The sequence below is a fragment of the Planctomycetota bacterium genome (assembly GCA_035574235.1).
Taxonomy (GTDB): Bacteria; Planctomycetota; MHYJ01; order MHYJ01; family JACPRB01; genus DATLZA01.
Genome location: DATLZA010000032.1, coordinates 24,226 through 40,672, shown reverse-complemented (window position 1 = coordinate 40,672; position 16,447 = coordinate 24,226). Strand labels below are relative to the sequence as shown.

At 67.1% G+C, this 16,447-nt stretch carries 18 protein-coding genes and 1 tRNA gene; 10 read left to right on the top strand and 9 right to left on the bottom strand.

The features are described 5' to 3' along the window. Nucleotides 1–1,065: FHA domain-containing protein (locus tag VNO22_02940; GenBank protein HXG60308.1), on the bottom strand; the 1,065-nt coding region annotated here is incomplete at its 3' end. Between the two features lie 402 nt (nucleotides 1,066–1,467). On the opposite strand from VNO22_02940, the gene rny reads away from it, so the two are divergent. Next, the gene (gene rny, locus VNO22_02935; GenBank protein HXG60307.1) at nucleotides 1,468–3,012 is read left to right on the top strand and encodes a ribonuclease Y; all 1,545 of its coding nucleotides are present in this window, start codon (nucleotides 1,468–1,470) and stop codon (nucleotides 3,010–3,012) included. Between the two features lie 11 nt (nucleotides 3,013–3,023). Next, the gene (locus VNO22_02930; protein HXG60306.1) at nucleotides 3,024–3,827 is read left to right on the top strand and encodes a TIGR00282 family metallophosphoesterase; all 804 of its coding nucleotides are present in this window, start codon (nucleotides 3,024–3,026) and stop codon (nucleotides 3,825–3,827) included. Here VNO22_02930 and VNO22_02925 read toward each other — a convergent pair. Both VNO22_02925 and VNO22_02920 read right to left on the bottom strand, forming a co-directional pair. Continuing rightward, nucleotides 3,824–4,288, bottom strand: coding sequence for a hypothetical protein (locus tag VNO22_02925; GenBank protein ID HXG60305.1), 465 nt, complete (start codon nucleotides 4,286–4,288; stop codon nucleotides 3,824–3,826). The genes VNO22_02930 and VNO22_02925 overlap by 4 nt on opposite strands. Nucleotides 4,289–4,361: 73 nt before the next feature. Beyond that, nucleotides 4,362–5,798, bottom strand: a complete 1,437-nt coding sequence (locus tag VNO22_02920) for a sulfatase (GenBank protein ID HXG60304.1) — start codon at nucleotides 5,796–5,798, stop codon at nucleotides 4,362–4,364. 116 nt (nucleotides 5,799–5,914) lie between these two features. On the opposite strand from VNO22_02920, the gene xseA reads away from it, so the two are divergent. From xseA to VNO22_02890, 6 genes are all read left to right on the top strand, one after another. Beyond that, nucleotides 5,915–7,348, top strand: coding sequence for an exodeoxyribonuclease VII large subunit (gene xseA / locus VNO22_02915; protein ID HXG60303.1), 1,434 nt, complete (start codon nucleotides 5,915–5,917; stop codon nucleotides 7,346–7,348). Nucleotides 7,349–7,358: 10 nt separating this feature from the next. Continuing rightward, nucleotides 7,359–7,631: an exodeoxyribonuclease VII small subunit gene (gene xseB / locus VNO22_02910; protein HXG60302.1), complete on the top strand. Its 273-nt coding sequence runs from the start codon at nucleotides 7,359–7,361 to the stop codon at nucleotides 7,629–7,631. Then, nucleotides 7,628–8,407, top strand: a complete 780-nt coding sequence (locus tag VNO22_02905) for a polyprenyl synthetase family protein (GenBank protein ID HXG60301.1) — start codon at nucleotides 7,628–7,630, stop codon at nucleotides 8,405–8,407. The genes xseB and VNO22_02905 overlap by 4 nt, the downstream gene beginning before the upstream one ends. 1 nt (nucleotide 8,408) lies before the next feature. Then, nucleotides 8,409–10,361 (top strand): 1-deoxy-D-xylulose-5-phosphate synthase, encoded by a 1,953-nt coding sequence (gene dxs, locus VNO22_02900; protein HXG60300.1) that lies wholly within the window; start codon nucleotides 8,409–8,411, stop codon nucleotides 10,359–10,361. Between the two features lie 70 nt (nucleotides 10,362–10,431). After that, nucleotides 10,432–10,518, top strand: a tRNA-Leu gene (locus VNO22_02895). 92 nt (nucleotides 10,519–10,610) lie between these two features. Further along, the gene (locus VNO22_02890) at nucleotides 10,611–11,738 is read left to right on the top strand and encodes a tyrosine-type recombinase/integrase (GenBank protein ID HXG60299.1); all 1,128 of its coding nucleotides are present in this window, start codon (nucleotides 10,611–10,613) and stop codon (nucleotides 11,736–11,738) included. A gap of 495 nt (nucleotides 11,739–12,233) precedes the next feature. Here VNO22_02890 and VNO22_02885 read toward each other — a convergent pair whose 3' ends face one another. From VNO22_02885 to VNO22_02860, 6 genes are all read right to left on the bottom strand, one after another. After that, the gene (locus tag VNO22_02885; GenBank protein HXG60298.1) at nucleotides 12,234–12,698 is read right to left on the bottom strand and encodes a hypothetical protein; all 465 of its coding nucleotides are present in this window, start codon (nucleotides 12,696–12,698) and stop codon (nucleotides 12,234–12,236) included. Beyond that, nucleotides 12,695–13,414 (bottom strand): hypothetical protein, encoded by a 720-nt coding sequence (locus VNO22_02880; GenBank protein HXG60297.1) that lies wholly within the window; start codon nucleotides 13,412–13,414, stop codon nucleotides 12,695–12,697. Before VNO22_02880 ends, VNO22_02885 begins: the two co-directional genes overlap by 4 nt. 3 nt (nucleotides 13,415–13,417) lie before the next feature. Next, entirely contained in the window at nucleotides 13,418–13,792 is a 375-nt protein-coding gene (locus VNO22_02875; protein HXG60296.1) for a hypothetical protein, read from the bottom strand. A gap of 3 nt (nucleotides 13,793–13,795) precedes the next feature. Beyond that, the gene (locus tag VNO22_02870; GenBank protein HXG60295.1) at nucleotides 13,796–14,350 is read right to left on the bottom strand and encodes a hypothetical protein; all 555 of its coding nucleotides are present in this window, start codon (nucleotides 14,348–14,350) and stop codon (nucleotides 13,796–13,798) included. Between the two features lie 166 nt (nucleotides 14,351–14,516). Then, nucleotides 14,517–15,293 carry a hypothetical protein gene (locus VNO22_02865; GenBank protein HXG60294.1) on the bottom strand — a complete coding sequence of 259 codons (777 nt, stop codon included), beginning with the start codon at nucleotides 15,291–15,293 and terminating at the stop codon, nucleotides 14,517–14,519. 15 nt (nucleotides 15,294–15,308) lie between these two features. Continuing rightward, nucleotides 15,309–15,476 (bottom strand): hypothetical protein, encoded by a 168-nt coding sequence (locus VNO22_02860; protein HXG60293.1) that lies wholly within the window; start codon nucleotides 15,474–15,476, stop codon nucleotides 15,309–15,311. 85 nt (nucleotides 15,477–15,561) lie between these two features. Here VNO22_02860 and VNO22_02855 point away from each other — a divergent pair, with 85 nt between their 5' ends. Beyond that, nucleotides 15,562–15,741, top strand: a complete 180-nt coding sequence (locus tag VNO22_02855) for a hypothetical protein (protein ID HXG60292.1) — start codon at nucleotides 15,562–15,564, stop codon at nucleotides 15,739–15,741. Beyond that, nucleotides 15,741–16,427: a helix-turn-helix domain-containing protein gene (locus VNO22_02850; GenBank protein ID HXG60291.1), complete on the top strand. Its 687-nt coding sequence runs from the start codon at nucleotides 15,741–15,743 to the stop codon at nucleotides 16,425–16,427. The genes VNO22_02855 and VNO22_02850 overlap by 1 nt, the downstream gene beginning before the upstream one ends. Nucleotides 16,428–16,447: the final 20 nt, after the last annotated feature.

Genomic DNA, 16,447 nt, shown 5'->3' with positions numbered 1-16,447 from the left:
GCGCCGCCGTTCCAGCGCCGCCCCCTCGGAGGGCGCCGGGGCCAGGCGCGCGGAGATGTCGTCGAAACAGAGCCTCCCTCCGGGACCCGCCGCGGCCAGGGCCAGCCGGGCGGCCCCCGCGCCCGGCGGGCGGACGAACGTCCAGCGCAGCGGCGTCCAGGCGTCGGTCACGGCCGCCGGGGGGGACGCCTCTTCGGCCACCACCGGTCCGCGGGGCCGAGCCAGCCAGTCCACGCGGAGGGCGGCCAGGCCCCCGAACCCGGCCGCGCGCGCCCACGCGGAAACGTGGAGCGCCCCGCGAGTTCCCAGGGGCAGGTCGTCCCGATAGACGGCTTCGACCACGAAGTCGCCCGCCGAGCCGGCTTTCTCGAGAACCAGGCCGCCGGTCCCCTGGCGCCCCTGGACCGGATCGATGCTCAGCGCGCTCGACGGCCGTTCGCCTCCGGAGAGGCGGAGGGCCCAGAATTCGGGGCGTCCCGCGGCGGAGGCGTTGAACGAAGGGTCGCGCGCGACCAGATTGTCCGGATCCGTCTCGGCCGGGCGGGCGGCGCCGGAAAGGACATGGCGCGCCAGGAACGCCGCCAGTCCGAGCGCCGCCAGAGCGGCCGCGCCGGCGGCGACGCGCCCCCACCGGCGGCCGCCCCGGGACCGGAGCACATAATCCCGCAGCGAACGCTCCGCTTCGGGATCCGCGGGAACCACGGAGCGGCGGGTCGGGCTGGTGGGCGGTGGGGTGGGAATCTCCGAAACGGGCGCCGGAGGCAAAGCCTCGGTCGCCACGTTCTTGCGCTCATACCAGAGGATCGCCTGGCCGATCTGGATCTTGTCGCCGGGCAGGAGCCGGTGGGTGGAGGCGCGGCGGCCGTTGACGAGCGTGCCGTTCATGCTGCCGCGGTCCACGAGCGTGGCCACCCCTCCCTGGACCTGGATCTCGCAGTGCTGCCGGGAGAGGCTGGGGTCTTTCAAGGCGATGGCGCACTGGGAGGCGCGACCGATGACGTGGGACCCGTCCTGGAGGTCCACGGTCCACTCTTCATTCTGGAGCCGGATGATGAGTTTCGGCATGTCTTGCGGACGCCGGGACTCGCCCCTTACCCCCTCCGATTGGAATTTATACTACTACGGATTTGACGTACGGCAAGCGCAATGCGCTTTCATCTGCGGCTTGACTCGACGCGGCGGGCCTATACAATCATGAAGAGTCCCCCTTCGCCCGAAGGATCCTGACGCGCGGAGGGTTTAGATAGATGGCCGACATGACGGCAGTCCGCCTTACGCAAGAACACGGTCGAAGGACCAAGGACATACTTCCCGGCAGGGGCCGACCGAGAGGCAGCGACCGGAGCCGTTAAACCTGTCCTCCTGCGCCCCGCCCGTTCTTGCCGCCACGCCTTCCCGCGAAGGCCCCGGCGCCTCCCGGCGCCTGCCGCCCGCCGGCCGTGATGAACCCCTGGAGGGCTTTTCGCCATGGCCGAACTGCTCTGGATCGCCCTGGGCCTGCTGGCGGGCTCGGGCGCGGGCTTCGCGGCGGGGTACGCGCTTCTGGCCCGGTCCCGCAGGACCAAGGCCGCCATCGAGGCCGAGAAGATCGTGGCCGAGGCCACGGCCCGGGCCGAAAAGATCGTGGCCGACTCCCGGGCGGAGGCCGCCCGCCTGCGCGACGACGCCGAGCGCCAGATCCGCGAGGAGCGCAACGAACTGCGCCAGTACGAAGGCCGCCTGGCCAAGAAGGAGGACATGCTCGACAAGCGCGTGGACGCGCTCCAGCAGAAAGAGCGGCTGGTCGAGCAGAAGTCCAAGGACGTCGAGCGCAAGGAGCGCGAGCTGGCCTCCAAGGAGCAGGAAGTCGAACGCGTCGTCCAGGAAGAAAAGGCCACGCTCCACCGCATCGCCCAGCTCACCAAGGAGGAAGCGGTGAAGCTCCTCCTGGACAAGCTCGAGCCGGAGCTGGAGCGGGAGAAGGCCGACCTCATCCGCAAGCGCCTCGACGCGGCCAAGGAGAGCGCCGAATCGGAGGCCCGCCGGATCATCTCCATGGCGATCCAGCGCTTCGCCGCCTCCCACACGGCCGACAGCGTGGTGACCGTGGTGGATCTGCCCAACGAGGAGATGAAGGGTCGGATCATCGGCCGCGAGGGCCGCAACATCCGCGCCTTCGAGCGCGCCACGGGCGTGGACGTCATCGTGGACGACACCCCCGGAGTCATCGTCCTTTCCGCCTTCGACGGCGTGCGGCGCGAGATGGCCCGCCGGTCCATGGAGAAGCTCATCCTGGACGGCCGCATCCACCCCACGCGCATCGAGGAGATCACCGAGCAGACCAAGCGCGAGATGGAGGAGCACATCAACAACGTAGGCAAGGAATTCCTGCGGGAGCAGGACATCCTCAACGTCCACCCGAAGCTCGTCACGCTTCTCGGGCGGCTCAAGTACCGCACGAGCTACGGACAGAACGTGCTCCAGCACATCCGCGAGGTGGCGCACCTCTGCGCCGTGATGGCCGCGGAGCTCAAGCTCGACGTCCGCCTGGCCCGCCGCTGCGGCCTGTTCCACGACATCGGCAAGGCCGTGGACCAGGAGTTCGAAGGCTCCCACCCCGTCATCGGCGGGGAGCTCCTCAAGCGGTTCGACGAACCCAAGGAGGTGGTGGACGCGGCGGCCAACCACCACAACGACCCCGACGCCAACTACCTCTACACGGTGCTCGCGGCCGCGGCGGACGCCATTTCCGCCTCGCGCCCCGGAGCGCGCAGCGAATCCCTCGAGCGTTACGTCAAGCGCATCGAGCAGCTCGAAAAAATCGCCAAGTCCCAGCCGGGCGTGACCGGCGTCTACGCCATCCAGGCGGGACGGGAGGTCCGGGTTCTCGTGGACAGCGACAAGGTGAACGACGCCCAGGCCGTGATCCTCGCGCGGGACATCGCCAAGTCCATCGAAGAGCAGATGACCTATCCGGGCGAGATCCGGGTCACCGTCATGCGCGAAACCCGGTTCGTGGAATACGCCCGTTGACGGGGGACGCCATGAAGGTTCGGATCCTCGCCATCGGAGACGTCGTCGGGAAGCCCGGTCGCTCCGTCATCGCCGAGCGCCTCCGCCCCTTCTGCGAAAAGGAGCTCGTCGACGCGGTGATCGCCAACGGGGAAAACCTCGCCGGCGGAAGCGGCCTGACCCCTCCCGAGGCCGAGGAGCTGTTCAAGGCCGGCGTCGACGTCATCACCGGCGGCGACCACATCTGGGCCAAGAAGGAAATCATCCCCTACATCGACCGCACGCCCCGGCTGCTCCGGCCGGCCAATTATCCCGCCGATCAGCCCGGACGCGGGCACACCGTCTTCGAAACCCGCGGCGGCGTGAAGGTCGGCGTCGTCCACGTCCAGGGCCGCGTCTTCATGAACACCCCCGCGGACTGCCCGTTCCGCACGGCCCGCCGTCTCGTGGAGGAGCTGCGCGCGCGCACCCCGGTCGTCGTCGTGGACATGCACGCCGAGGCCACCAGCGAGAAGATCGCGATGGGCTGGTGGCTGGACGGCCAGGCCAGCTTCGTCTTCGGCACCCACACGCACATCCAGACCGCCGACGAGCGGGTGCTCCCCCAGGGCACCGCCTACATCACCGACTGCGGCATGACCGGCCCCTACGAGAGCGTCATCGGCCGCCGGATCGACCGCGTGCTCCACCGGTTCACCACCGGCCTGCCCGCCCATTTCGAGGTCGCCACCGGCGACGTCCGCCTCTGCGGAGCCCTGGCCACGGTGGACTCGGAATCCGGCCGAGCCCTCGACATCCGCCGCGTGGTGATCCGCGCCGACGGGGCCTCCGCTTAGTCGCGCGGCGGCTCCGGCTCCTCCCACTTCGTGTCCAGCGGCCCCTGGGAGCTGACGACGAGAATCGCCTCCTCGGGCGCGATCGTCCAGTGCGGCGCGCCGCCCCGGATCTTGAAGTAGCCCCCCGCTCCCACCCGCGTCCCGCGCGCCGGGTCCGGCCGCCCTTCGGTTCCCAGAAGGATCGATCCGCGAAGCACCGTCACGACGAGATCGGGCGTGTGCCGATGCAGCGCAAGCCGCGTGCCCGCGGCGAATTTCAGGAGCGTGACATGAGCCTGCTCCCCCTCGCCGGCCGCGTGAGCGGCCTGGACCCCCGCCGGCATTCCCTCCACGCGCTCCCACTTCACCTCGTCCGCCTGAACCGCGACGATTCCGCGCCCCGGCTGCGGCCGGCCTCCTTCCTGGAACATCCACGCGAGCGCCGCCAGAGCCGCCGCCACCGCCATGCTCTTCAGCATCATGGAACCCTCCTCTCCGGAAGACGACCTCTCCCCATAGAGAGCCGGATCCCCGACGGGAGTTACGGCCGGGCGGCTACTTGATGACTTCGAGACTGGACGCTCCGCGGCGGCGCCACTCGTCGTACCAGGGCTGGTTGTGCGGGAGCGGCACCCCTTCGCGCGTCCATCCGTCCGGCCGCCGGACCGCCGGCATGACGTCGCCCGTCTCCACCCGCCAATGGTCGAGCCGCGCCCGCAGCCGCCAGAGCTCTTCCCGAAAGCGCGGATCGTCCACCACGTTCACAAGCGACGCGGGGTCCGCCTCGAGGTCGTAAAGCTCCTCGAACGGCCTCGGCTCGACGAAAAGGAACCGCTGGGCGGCCGCGAGACGCCCCGCGCGCTCCAGTTCCCGAAGCGCCGTCCACGTGGGCGACTGAATCGAGTCCACGCTGTTCCAGAGCGGCTTGTCCCAGTAGTAGTTGCGCACGAGAAGGAAGCGCTCCGTGCGCACGGCGCGGCTGAACTGGGCGTAATCGTGCCAGTTGGCCTCCGCGAAGACCGCGTCCCGCCCGGGCGCCTCGGAGGAACTCAGCATCGCCGCGAAGCTCCGGCCCTGCATCGAATCCGGCGCGATCCCGGCCAGATCCAGAATCGTCGGCGCCACATCCACCCCGCTCACCAGACCCCGCCGGACGCCCCCCGGCGGCACCCGGGGCGGATACCGCACGAGGAGCGGCGTGCGGATCCCGGAATCGTAAAGCGTGGTCTTCGCGCGCGGAAACGGCATGCCGTTGTCCGAAAGATAGATCACGCACGTCCGGTCGAGCTCGCCCTCCCGTTCGAGCGCCTCGAGGATCCGCCCCACGTGGGCGTCGAAACGGGAAATCTCCTCGTAGTACCGCGCCAGCTCCTTGCGGATCTCCGGATGGTCCGGCAGATACGGCGGAACGACCACCCGCGCCGGATCGTACCGCACCGGCACGTCCTCCTCGCCGTAGGGCCGGTGCGGATCGACGGAAGCGACCCAGAAGAAGAAGGGCTTGCCGCGGGGCCGTTGCGCCAGGAGCTGCAAGGCGACTTCGGCCGTCCGCGCTCCCGGACACTCGACGATCCGGTCCCACGCCGCCCGCTCCGCGTCGCCCAGATGCCACTTGCCGGCGGCCATGCAGTAATAGCCCGCCGCCCGAAGATACCGCGCGACGGTCTTCTGATCGGCCGGAAGGGGCTGATGCAGATCCCCCGCGCCCGTGCTGTGGGGATACCGGCCCGTCAGCAGGCTCGCGCGGCTCGGGCTGCACGAGGAGATCGTCAAGAACGCCCGGTCGAAGCGGACGCCCTCCCGCGCGATCCGGTCGATGTGCGGCGTGCGCAGGACGGGATGGCCGTAGCATCCCAGGTCCCCTTCCCCCTGATCGTCGGCGATCAGGACAAGGAAGTTCACGCGGCCCGTCCCCGGACGCGCTTCCGGAGCGCCTCCGCAGCCTCCGAGGCACGCCGCCAGAACACCCGCCCACACCGCCCGGCGCGCCATGACGATCCTCCTTTCCGCTCCCGTTTCCGCCCGGCATGTTAACACGCCTTCGGCGGCCCGGACGCGCGCGTTTTCGTTCGACACCGCCGGCCGCATCCCCTAAACTGAACTTTGCCATGGCCCTTCCCGCGGAGACGCTTCAGCCCTCCGAGCGGACGGTCCTGAGCGTGGCCGACCTGACGCGCCGCATCAAGCGCCGCATCGAGGACGGCCTGGGATACGTCTGGGTTTCCGGCGAGATCTCCAATCTCCGGCCCGCCGGCCCGAGCGGACACCTCTACTTCACGCTCAAGGACCAGGAGTCGCAGATCCCTTGCGCCCTCTGGCGCATGTTCGTCTCCCGCCTCCGGTTCCGCCCCGAGGACGGCATGGAGGTCCTGGCCTACGGCCGCGTGGACGTGTACGTGCCGTACGGCCGGTACCAGTTCCTCGTGGAGCAGATGGAGCCGCGGGGCGTGGGGGCGCTCCAGATCCGCTTCGAGCAGCTCAAGGAGAAGCTGGCCAAGGAGGGTCTCTTCGATCCGGCGCGCAAGCGCCCGCTGCCCCGGCTGCCGCTCAAGATCGCGCTCGTCACCAGCCCCGTGGGCGCGGCCGTCCAGGACATGGTCCGCACGATCCGCACCCGCTGCCCGGTGACCCAGGTGTATGTCTACCCGGTGCGCGTCCAGGGCGAGGGGTCCGCGGAGGAGATCGCGGCGGCGATCGGACACCTGAACCTGGCGATGCCGGACCTCGACGTCCTGATCGTGGGCCGCGGCGGCGGGTCCATCGAGGACCTCTGGGCGTTCAACGAGGAAGTCGTGGCGCGGGCGATTTTCGCTTCGCGCATCCCGGTCATCAGCGCCGTGGGCCACGAAACGGACACGACGATCGCCGACTTCGTGGCCGACGTGCGCGCCCTGACGCCCACGGACGGCGCGGTGAAGGCCGTGCCGCGCCTGGACGACGTCGTGGGCCAGCTGGACGATCTCGACGCGAAGCTCCGGCGGGCCCTGCGCGCGCGGGCGGACCTCGTGCGGGCCGCGCTGGACGGCCTGCGGAACGGCCGGGCGTTCGGGCGACTGGAAGAGCTGTGCGTCTATCTGGGCCAGCGGCTGGACGAGCTTTCCGAGCGGCTGGACGTGGCCGCCGGGCAGGCGCCGTACTATCTGCGCGAGCACCTGGAGGCGCTGGCGCAGACGCTGGCGGCGAGCGTCGCGCAGCGGCCGGGACTGGCGCGCCGCCAGGCGGATCACCTGGCCGACCTCCTGCGCTCGCACGCGACGCGCGCCCTCGAGAAGGCGCGCTCCGCCTGGCGCGAGGCGGCGGGCCGGCTCGAGGCTCTTTCCCCCCTGGGGATTCTGGCGCGCGGCTACTCCATCACGCGCCGGGAGCCTTCGGGCGAAGTGCTCCGAGACGCGCGCCGGCTGCGGCCCGGCGACCGGATTCTCTCGATTCTCCACGACGGCCGGGTCGTCTCGCGCGTGGAGGAGACGCGCCCTCCCGAGGGGGAACGGGTCCCCCGCCCTCCCGGCGAACGGGAAGTGGACACTCCGAATCCTCCGGGATAGAATGCCCGCCATGAGCGAAAAGCCCTCTCCCCGGAAGGAGCGGTTCGAGGACTACCTCAAGCAGGTCGAGGACGCCGTCAAGGCGCTGGAAGGGGGAAAGCTGGGCCTGGAGGAGTCGATCGAGAAGTACGAGGTGGGCGTCAAGGCGCTCCGGCAGTGCTACGCGATCCTGGAGCAGGCGGAGCGGAAGATCCAGATCCTCATCAAGGAGAAGGACGGAACCCTGGCCGCCCGCGACTTCGACCCCGCCGAAGAGCGCCCGTCCCGGAAGAAGCCGGAGTGAAGAGCCTTCTGGAAACGGCGCTCGAGCGGTTCCTTCCCCGGAAGGGCGTCCCTCCCCGCCTGAGGGAGGCCATGCGCTACACCCTCCTGAGCGGCGGCAAGCGGATCCGTCCGACGCTGGTTCTGGAAACCTGCCGCGCGCTGGGGGGCCGGACGCGGATGGCCCTGCCGGCCGCCTGCGCCGTGGAATACATCCACACCTATTCGCTCATCCACGACGACCTGCCCGCCATGGACGACGACGACGTCCGCCGCGGCAAGCCCTCCAACCATCGCGTCTTCGGCGAGGCCACCGCGATCCTGGCGGGCGACGCCCTCCAGGCGGCGGCGTTCGAAGCCCTGGCGCGGACTCCGGATCCGGCGCTCGTGGCCCCCATGGTGCGCGTCCTGGCGCAAGCCGCCGGGGCCGCCGGCATGGTGGGAGGCCAGCAGCTCGATCTCTCGCGCCGCGCCTCCCTGCGGGCGATCCACGCGATGAAAACGGCCGCGCTTTTCTCGGCCTCGTGCCGCCTGGGGGCGCTGGCGGCCTACTCGCCGAGAGAAGGCGACCTGGCCCGCTTCGGCCGGCACCTCGGCCTTGCGTTCCAACTGGTCGATGATATACTCGACGCCGCGGAACGAGGCCGGCGCAATTTCGCGCGGGCGCACGGCGCGGCCTCGGCCCGGCGGCGGGCCGCCCGCGAGCTGGAAGCCGCCCGCGCGGCGATCGCCTTCCTGGGACCGAAGGCCTCCCGGCTCGAGCGGATCGCCGAACTCGTGCTCCACCGGAACCGCTGACATGAGCGACCTTCTTTCCCGCATCCGCGACACCAACGACATCCACAGGCTGTCCCCGGAGGAACTCCCGGCCCTGGCCGAGGAGATCCGCCGCCTCATTCTCGACGTCGTCCTCAGGACGGGCGGCCATCTGGGCTCGAATCTCGGCGTGGTCGAACTGACCCTGGCGCTCCATTACACCTTCGACCTCAAGCGCGATCTGATCGTCTGGGACGGAAGCTATCAGACGTACACGCACAAGATCCTGACCGGCCGCAAGGAGAAGTTTCCGACGCTCCGGCAGTTCGGAGGGCTGTGCGGCTTCGGGTGGAAACCCGAAAGCGAGACCGATCCGTTCAACTTCGGCCACGTGGGCACGGGCCTGGCGGCCGCCTTCGGCTGCGCGATCGCCGACGAGCGCCTGGGACGGCGCCGGAAGGTCGTCTGCGTCGTCGGGGACGGCTCGCTCACCTCCGGCGTGGCCTTCGAGGCGCTCAACAACATCGGCGCCTCGAAGCGGGATCTCCTCGTCATCCTCAACGACAACGGCTTTTCGATCGCCCGGACGGTGGGGGCGCTTTCGACGTACTTCAACGAACTGCGCACGGCGCCGCTCTACGAGGAATTCAAGAAGGAGCTTCATACCTGGCTGAGCAAGGTTCCGCTCGGCCAGCCGGTGGAGCACTTCCTGGAGAGCGTGCGGCGCGGGCTCAAGCAGGCGCTCTTCCCGAACATGTTCACCGCGCTCGGGCTGCAGTACTACGGGCCGGTGGACGGGCATGACCTCAAGGCCCTGCTGCACCTGCTTTCGAACGTGCGCCACCAGCAGAAACCCGTCCTCCTCCACGTCGTCACCAAGAAGGGCAAGGGACACCCCGACGCGGACCGCGATCAGTTCGCCCTGCACAAGCCGGTCACCTTCGTGCGGACCGACATCCGCGAGTCGAAGCTCGAACCCGGCGGCGCCCCGCGGCCGGCGGAGTCTCCCTCCTATACGCACGCCTTCGTCGAGGCGCTCACGGACCTGGCCGCCCGCGATCTGAGGATCGTGGCGATCACCGCCGCGATGCCGGACGGAACGGGCCTCCTCGAGTTCGGCAAGCGCTTCCCCGACCGCTGCTACGACGTGGGCATCAGCGAACAGTGCGCGCTGGCGTTCGCGGCGGGCCTGGCGCACGCGGGCCTACGGCCGGTCTGCGCCATTTACTCGACCTTCGTCCAGCGCGCCTACGACATGATCTTCCAGGAGCTGTGCCTCAACAACCTGCCCGTGGTCCTGGTGCTCGACCGGGCGGGGATCGCCGGCGAGGACGGCCCCACGCATCACGGGAACTTCGACATCGCCTTCTGCCGGACGCTCCCGAACGTCGTCCTCATGGCGCCCAAGGACGGCCGCGAACTCCGCGAGATGCTGGCCCTGGCGCTTTCGCTCCGGCAGCCGAGCGTGCTGCGCATCCCGCGCGAGCAGACGCCGGACCTCGGCCGCTACCGGATCTCGTCCTCGCCGCTCGCCCTGGGCAAGGGCGAGCTTCTGGTCCCGGGCAGGCACGGCGCGATCCTGGCCTACGGGGTCATGACGGCGAAGGCTCTGGAGGCCCGGGAGAAGCTCCTTCGGGAGGGACTGGACGTCGCCGTGGCCAACGCGCGGTTCGCCAAGCCCCTCGACGTGGACCTGGCCGAGCGGCTGGCGCGCGAGTACCCGTGGGTCCTGACGCTCGAGGACCACGCGGCCCTCGGCGGCTTCGGGGGCGCGGTCCTGGAGGCTCTTTCCCTCCGGAACGCCGACACGTCCCGCGTGAAGATCCACGCGATTCCCGACCGGTTCCTTCAGCATGCCGACCGCACGGAACTGCTCAAGTTCCTTCACCTCGACGCGGAAGGAGTGGCGGACGTCTGCCGCATGATCGCGGCCGGCCAGCCGCGCCCGTCGCTGGACCCGTCCCTGCGCAAGAACTTCCTCTACGAGGAGGAATAGATCCTTCGCGTCCCGCCGCCGCTTCGCCCTTGAAAGTCCCGGGGCCGCGACTATAATGCCCCCTGGATTTGGGCGCGTGGCGGAATTGGCAGACGCGCCAGGTTCAGGACCTGGTCCTCGCGAGAGGGTGGGGGTTCGAGTCCCTCCGCGCCCACCAAGGATTTACGCGCGCGGGGACGCCCCCACCAGGCCGAACTGTGCCGAAAGTGGTGGCGAAAAGTGTGACGCGGCCATGCCAGGGAGGACGGCATGGAACGCGTGCGACTCGGTGACGGCGTGGCGATCTATCGGCGCGGGAGAACGTGGTACATGGACTGGTATTTCGGCGGCCATCGGCGGCGTTCATCCCTCAAAACCCGCGACAAATGGGACGCCATCTTGCAGGCCGCGCGAGAACAAAAAAAGCGGATGGTCCATCATTGGACGAACGGCCACCCGGAGCTTGCGAGGGACCCGAAAATCCTCCGGCTGGAATTGGCGTTGCAAAATCCGCATACGTTCCTCCCGGCGCTGGGAGAAGCGGTCCTGGAGCTTCTCCATCAGCAGGAGTCCAAAGCGGACGTCCCCGCCGTCACGTGGGCGGACGCCATGCGCGAGTACGAGCAGCACCTTCGGACCGGCGGCGGCTCAGAAGCGTACGTCCGCCTGGTGCTCAATCGTCTTCGCCACTTCATTGAATTCATCAAAACCGAAACCGTAGCAGAAGTCACGCCGAAGCACCTGGACGATTACATGGCGTCCCGGGCGGCGGACGCTCCCAAGACGCGCAAGCAGAAAGTCGTAGAGCTTCGGTCTTTCTTCGTGTGGGCAAAGAAGCGGAAGATGATCGGGGAGAACCCCGCCGAAGACTTAAAAGCTCCCAAAGTCCCCGCGCGGGAAATTGATTTCTACGACGCCGAAGAAATCCGCCAACTCCTGGACCGGATCCGCGGACACAAACTGGAGCCCATCGTCCAGGTGGCACTATGGACCGGGCTTCGGCGCACGGAGCTTCGGGCGCTTCGGGGGGAAGATATCTCCCTGACGGCCAGGAAAATCGTCATTCTCTCGCCCAAGACGAACGTCCGACGGGAGGTCCCCATCCTGGACCAGGCCCTGCCGACCTTCGAAAAGCTCCCAACAAGCGGACCGGTCTTCCCGCCCCGAAACTGGGGGGAAGTCTCCCGGACCTTGTGCAGTATGGGCATTTCACTGGCCAAGCTCCGGCGGACGTTCGTCACGCACGCCAGGCTGAACGGAGTCGCCCCGCACGTAGTCGCCAAATGGGCAGGCCACGGCGTCCAGGTGGAAGACGCCCACTACGCGGGATATCGCCTGGGAGCCCGGCCCCTGGAAATGACTTTTGGGGGGCGTCCCCTAGCTCCCCACGGTGTTTGACCCGTCGGACCGGAAAAAAAAGCTTCCTAGGCTTTTTTTCACGCCTTCCCGGCCCAAAAGTCCCCCCGTCCAGGACCACGGCAAAGACGGGGGGAACGGAGGGAGAGGCTTTAGGTATCAATCCGGGAGGTCCGGTCCAGGCGTTCAATCAGGCGAGAGAGAGCCCGTTCCACGGCTCGCATGGACGCGTCCAGGCGGACCAGGACGTACCCCGCCAGGACGGCGGGGACGCCCAAGTTACCCACAAGCTTGATGATTTCTTCCGCGGTCATTTAGACTTCTCCTCTTCGGGCCGTACCGGGCGGTCATGCCGTCCGTCCGCGTGATACTCAATCCCGCATTCGATCCGCCCATCCGCGTACCGGGTGCACGCGGCCCTGACCTTCCCGGCGCAAGACGATGCCATAGCCGCAATGAAAATCGGAAGCGCCAGCGGCAGGCCGACCATGGATATCCCGGCCAGCACGGTTTTGACGAAGTCCTCGAGAGCGTCTCTCATTCCCGCACCGTTCGCAAAAACTCGATGGCCAGAAGGATCCCAAGCACCGTCAGAACCCATTTGAAGACGTCGGATCCGGCACGTTCAACGCCCCGTGCGATTTGTCCGGCTTTGACAAGCGCCTGCTCCGCAAGCGAGAGTTTTTTCTCCTGCTGAAGGATGTTCGAAGTCACGCCGGCCCAAGTGTCGTATTCCGCGCCCAGTGCATCAACGAGGTCCGGGCGTCCGGACGCGTCCAGCTTCGGGCCGCATTCGCCCAGGAAATCCTGGATTCGGGCCATCCATTCGGACGCCGCGCGCCTGTCATCCGCGTCCATCTGCGCGAGTTTGTCGGCGTTCGGCGGCGTGTACGGGGACCGGCCAACTTCGCGCGCGAATTCCTGGAGGCGTCGCGCGCGAAGCTCCCGCGATTCGCGGGATTCCGCAAGAAGCGCTTCGGCCCGGCTCACGCATTCGTTCATGCGATTCTCCGTACACGCATGCTACGCAAGACGATGCTTCCTCCCCCCGTGACGCGCAAGCGCACGTCGGGCGGATTTGTGCCGAAACCGTTGAACGATAGGTGACCGAAAGATTCGGACAGGAAGTCGGTAGTAGAATAGGCCCCGGCGGCCTTGCGCGCGCCGATGAATTTGGATTCGAAGTACGACAGCGGCCAGTTCGGCCCGAAATCGTGCGGGAGCGTGTAGAAAACGGAAATCCGCCCGAAGAATTCCCCGGACGCCGGATCCGTCCCCGAAACAAGTTCCAGGACCCGCAGGTAGTCCACGTTCACGGGCTGGAGCGTGATAGTTTCGGACGCGTTGGACCTGGTCATTCTCCGGACGCCGCCGATTACTGCCGTGTTAAGCAACGGCGTCGGAACGAAGTCTACGTTCAGCGTCCCGGACGAAACCGACCACGTCCCCGCCACGAAGATTTCGTATGCTTGGCCAAAGGCGAGTGATTCTTCGACCTGTTTGCCGACATCATTTCCGATAACAACATCGTTTCCGGTGACGTCTCCGTATCGCGAAAGAATCTGAGTAGAACCGTCAGGCGCCACGGAGTAAAGCTGGGCATCCTTCGTCCCTTTCTGTACGCATGCGAAGAGTGTGCGGTTTGCCTGACCCGCCGGGAGGGACGCAAGCTCTTTGACCGGAATAGGTTGAGGCAATCCCCCGCGAATGAGCGGCATTTCCTACTCCCCCGCATTGCCGATTTCAAAAATCGTCACTTCGGTGTTCGAAGCCCCGGCTGCGATGGCAAAGATTTTCCCCAAGAAAAGGTTGCCGAAAATGCTGGCCATTTCGTAGGCGTCACCCGCGTTAAGCACCAGGCCATCGTCGGACGTTTTCGCCACGTTCGCAAAAATCAATTTCGCAGCGTCCGCGCCCGTCACCTGGACAAGGCGATACTGCGCTCTAGAGTTTTCATCGAAAATGAGGATCGCTTGTCCCGTCGGGACGGTGTACTTCCTCTGCTGGGCGTATTGCGTGGACGCCTTGGGGCCGGAAACGACTACCGGCTGATGGGGCGGCTCCGTCCAAATCTTGGCCAACAGTTCGCGGCTCATGAACTACCCCGCTTTCTTCGCAAGGAGCAGGGCCGCACCGATAGCCGCCGCGGCTGCGACAGCAGGATTGATCCCCGGCTTGACCGTCACCGGCTTCCCCCCTTCATCCAGGACCACTTCCTCTTCCTCCATGGGCTCTTCACCGGCGGCCACTTCGGGATCCGTAGTGGGGACTTCACCGGGGACCACGCCGGGCGTGCCGACTCCGCCGCCGCCAAGAATCCCTTTCGCAATCGAGCCCAGCCCCTCCGTGAGGGAGCCGGACCCGAAAAGGCCGGACGCCAGCCCCGTAGCGCCGGTGATTGCAGCGCCGATCATTGCCGAGCGTTTCATGGCCTTGCGTCCTTTCTCGCGCGCTTCGCGTCCACGCTTCCCCTTTGCCCGGGCGGCGGCGGCCCCGCCGTATCGCGAAAGCCCCGAAGCAAGCGCCGTTCCGGCGGCGGCCCCGGCGGTTCCGCCGAAGATTCCTCCGACGATGGGAAGCGCCACGGATCCGACCTTCTCCCCAACTTTCAGGACTTTGCGTCCAACGCGCTTAATTTTCTTCCGGAGACTCATACGATCCCCCGCTTACGTGCCTTGTGAGCCGCGATTCGTGCGCGGAAGTAATCCCGGCGCGCGTTCCTCCGGGCGGCCAGGGCGGCCCGGAGTTCGTCCCGGCTCATCCGGACCTTCTCGCGGACCGTTGGCGCGCTGAAAATTCTCACGCGCATAGTCGGCCCTCCTACGCGGCGGACCAATAGACCAGTTCCTTATCGGTCGCGGACCAGGACGCGTCGGTATCGAGAATCGCTTCCACGCGGCCCGAAACTTCACCATCGAACCGGAGGACCAGCGGATCCGACCCGCCGCCGGAGAGAATCTCCTGCGACTCAAGGAGCCCGACGCCCGACGAATCGACGATGTCGCGGCCACCGACGGAATACTGCACCCGCTTCATGTTCGTCGGGGACGGGAGAGACAGAGCCCCCAGCACGCCGGGCGGGTCAAGGACCAGGCGCTGATTGTTCTGGTTCGTGGCCACGGTCGACATCGAGGCGGGCATGATGTAGGGTTGACCGACGATTCGCGCGATATCCTCATCCTCCCCGAAGGTCCACGCGATTCCCATATCGCCCGCGGCCCAAGTCGACTTGGTACGGACTTCGACTTCCAGGTTGCCGGGGAGGAGCCCAACGGCAAATTCCACGGCGTCGACCTGATCGGCGCTGGTGAGCCGGTACAGCGGGATGGTGAACCGCGTGGCGGTCGTGGCGGGGATCCTCTTCGTGAAGCGGCCAATCAACGCAAGAAGATGCGTCATCTGCACGTCGACGTGGACCACGGAATTCCGGCGGACCCGGACCCGGTCAATGTCGGAAAGGTCATTGCCGGTCCCAGTGATGTCGATATGAAAGGCGTAGACCGGGTTCTTGGACGGAAGTTCCTGCTGCGCCCAAAGAGCCGACCCGGCCCCGGCTCCCAGGGATTTGCGCGCAACGACGTATCCGAATCGAATCACGGCTCTTTCTCCTGATTAGAGGACCGAGCGGATCAGGTACGCGGCCCCGACCGCAATTCCCAGCTCAATGAGGTCATCGGTGCCGAACCCCTGCGTAGCCGGGACGTCCAGGGCGTTCTGCACCTTCGGAGCTACCAGCTTCGCGGCTGCAACCCCAGCCGCAACGGCGAGCGCAAACTTCATCGTTCATCCCCTTTCGCAATTACTGTTGACTCACTTATAAGCATTGCTTATAACGTCAACCAAGGAAATTTTGCAGGGGGACGTCATGACCGAAGAGAAGAAGCCCGAACAACCCCAGGCGGAAATCGAGCGGCTGGAGCGGCTCGAAGCGCGCTACCAGGTCCTGCGCGAAGAAGTGGACGAACTGAAAAAGAAACTCGCGGCCAAAATCGGCGGGGCGGCGTCGGCGGCCAAGCGGGAAAAACCCCCGCGGGAGGACTGGTAGTGGCCTATCAGGCGCGCAAGCGGGACCGGATTCTGGCGCGCGTTCGGGCGGGAGAACCCCTGCGCCGGGTGGCGCGCGAAGAACGCGTATCGGAATCGACGATTCGGGCGTGGATTCGGGACGACAAATCGACGCTACTGGCGGAAATGTTGACGCCGCCGACGGAAAATTCAACGAAACCGCCGGAAAATTCAACGGAAACGACGGTTTTCCCAGCGGAATCGTCGGGCGGGCAAGGCGCGGAAAAACCGCCGGATCCGGTAAAAATTGCGCAGGAAACTGGGCTCGAGGGCGCGCCCGCAATTTCTCCCCCAACGGAAACCGCAAAAACGGCAACGGAACCGACGGAAAACGAACGGGAAGCCGCGGTCCAGGCCTACATCGGACTCCGCACTTTGGCGTGTGCTCTGGTGGCGGAATTCGTGCCTTTTCGCGCACCCGCTCCGAACGAATTCGTCTTGCAAACTCTCCGTCAATTCCCGCGCGAGACAATGACCACGATTGAGAAGCTGACCGGGACCAAGGGGGACCCGAAAACCGCCGTCACGGTGGCGCTGGTCATCGACGGGCTGGCGTTGGGAATGGCGGTTTGGGCCGGGTGGAAAAATGATCGTCGGGGCAATCGGCTGTCCGGGCAGCGGCAAAACGACGGAACTAGTCCGCCGGGCAACCCTGCGGGCGCATGAACGCGGCGTAGGACTGCTGG

Coding starts and splice junctions, on each gene's coding strand:
- rny (HXG60307.1), top strand. CDS start 1,468: ATGGCCGAACTGCTCTGGATCGCCCTGGGCCTGCTGGCGGGCTCGGGC.
- VNO22_02930 (HXG60306.1), top strand. CDS start 3,024: ATGAAGGTTCGGATCCTCGCCATCGGAGACGTCGTCGGGAAGCCCGGT.
- VNO22_02925 (HXG60305.1), bottom strand. CDS start 4,288: ATGATGCTGAAGAGCATGGCGGTGGCGGCGGCTCTGGCGGCGCTCGCG.
- VNO22_02920 (HXG60304.1), bottom strand. CDS start 5,798: ATGGCGCGCCGGGCGGTGTGGGCGGGTGTTCTGGCGGCGTGCCTCGGA.
- xseA (HXG60303.1), top strand. CDS start 5,915: ATGGCCCTTCCCGCGGAGACGCTTCAGCCCTCCGAGCGGACGGTCCTG.
- xseB (HXG60302.1), top strand. CDS start 7,359: ATGAGCGAAAAGCCCTCTCCCCGGAAGGAGCGGTTCGAGGACTACCTC.
- dxs (HXG60300.1), top strand. CDS start 8,409: ATGAGCGACCTTCTTTCCCGCATCCGCGACACCAACGACATCCACAGG.
- VNO22_02890 (HXG60299.1), top strand. CDS start 10,611: ATGGAACGCGTGCGACTCGGTGACGGCGTGGCGATCTATCGGCGCGGG.
- VNO22_02885 (HXG60298.1), bottom strand. CDS start 12,698: ATGAACGAATGCGTGAGCCGGGCCGAAGCGCTTCTTGCGGAATCCCGC.
- VNO22_02880 (HXG60297.1), bottom strand. CDS start 13,414: ATGCCGCTCATTCGCGGGGGATTGCCTCAACCTATTCCGGTCAAAGAG.
- VNO22_02875 (HXG60296.1), bottom strand. CDS start 13,792: ATGAGCCGCGAACTGTTGGCCAAGATTTGGACGGAGCCGCCCCATCAG.
- VNO22_02870 (HXG60295.1), bottom strand. CDS start 14,350: ATGAGTCTCCGGAAGAAAATTAAGCGCGTTGGACGCAAAGTCCTGAAA.
- VNO22_02860 (HXG60293.1), bottom strand. CDS start 15,476: ATGAAGTTTGCGCTCGCCGTTGCGGCTGGGGTTGCAGCCGCGAAGCTG.
- VNO22_02855 (HXG60292.1), top strand. CDS start 15,562: ATGACCGAAGAGAAGAAGCCCGAACAACCCCAGGCGGAAATCGAGCGG.